This window comes from Pseudomonas sp. GL93 (assembly GCF_003408955.1).
GTDB classification, from domain to species: Bacteria; Pseudomonadota; Gammaproteobacteria; order Pseudomonadales; family Pseudomonadaceae; genus Aquipseudomonas; species Aquipseudomonas paracarnis.
This window is the reverse complement of the sequence record NZ_NKRF01000109.1, coordinates 1-1,166: the sequence shown is the minus strand read 5'-3', so window position 1 is coordinate 1,166 and position 1,166 is coordinate 1. Positions and strand designations below refer to the sequence as shown.

General features: G+C 60.5%; 1 protein-coding gene. It reads right to left on the bottom strand.

What is annotated here, in order from left to right:
- A partial coding sequence (locus tag CER19_RS23905) for a ribonucleotide-diphosphate reductase subunit beta (protein WP_178088125.1) occupies positions 1-1,130 on the bottom strand: 1,130 nt, incomplete at its 3' end.
- Between the last annotated feature and the right edge of the window lie 36 nt (positions 1,131-1,166).

Here is a 1,166-nt window from a genome sequence, read left to right as displayed (position 1 = left end):
TCGATCACACGGGTCTCGAAGAAGTTTTTCTCTTTCTTCAAGTCCATGATCTCGCTCATCCACGGGAACGGGTTGGTGGTGCCTGGGTACTCTTCCTTCAAGCCGATCTGCGACAGGCGACGGTTAGCGATGAACTTGAGGTAATCCTCCATCATCGCCGCGTTCATGCCGAGAACACCGCGCGGCATGGTGTCGCGAGCGTATTCGATCTCCAGCTGCGTACCCTGCAGAATCATCTGGGTCGCTTCTTCCTTCATCTCGGCATCCCACAGGTGCGGGTTTTCGATTTTGATCTGGTTGATCACGTCGATACCGAAGTTCAGGTGCATCGACTCGTCGCGCAGGATGTACTGGAACTGTTCGGCCACGCCGGTCATTTTGTTGCGGCGGCCCATGGACAGGATCTGGGTGAAGCCGCAGTAGAAGAAGATGCCTTCCAGTACGCAGTAGTAGGCGACCAGGTTGCGCAGCAGCTCTTTGTCGGTGTCGACGGTGCCGGTTTCGAACTTCGGATCGGAGATCGAACGGGTGTACTTCAGGCCCCAGGCTGCCTTTTTGGCGACCGATGGAATCTCGTGGTACATGTTGAAGATCTCGCCTTCATCCATGGCCAGCGATTCGATGCAGTACTGGTAGGCGTGAGTGTGGATCGCTTCTTCGAAGGCCTGGCGCAGGATGTACTGGCGGCACTCCGGGTTGGTGATCAGGCGGTACACGGCCAGCACCAGGTTGTTGGCCACCAGGGAGTCGGCGGTGGAGAAGAAGCCCAGGTTGCGCATGACGATGCGACGTTCGTCGTCGGTCAGGCCTTCGGGGTTTTTCCACAGCGCGATGTCGGCGGTCATGTTGACCTCTTGCGGCATCCAGTGGTTGGCGCAGCCGTCGAGGTACTTCTGCCAGGCCCAGTCGTACTTGAACGGCACGAGTTGGTTGAGGTCGGCGCGGCAGTTGATCATGCGCTTTTCGTCAACGGCGACGCGGGCGGAGGCGCCTTCGAGTTCGGCGAGGCCTTCGGCGACGTCGAGTTTGTCCAGGGCGGCCTTGGCGCGCACGATGGCGGCGGAGTCGTTGGCAGTGACGGCGCGGGCTTCCACGGCGGCAGCGGCGCCGGCACCGTCGAGGCGGTCCATGTTGGCTTCGGTGGCGTGGCGGGCGGTGGCGCCTTT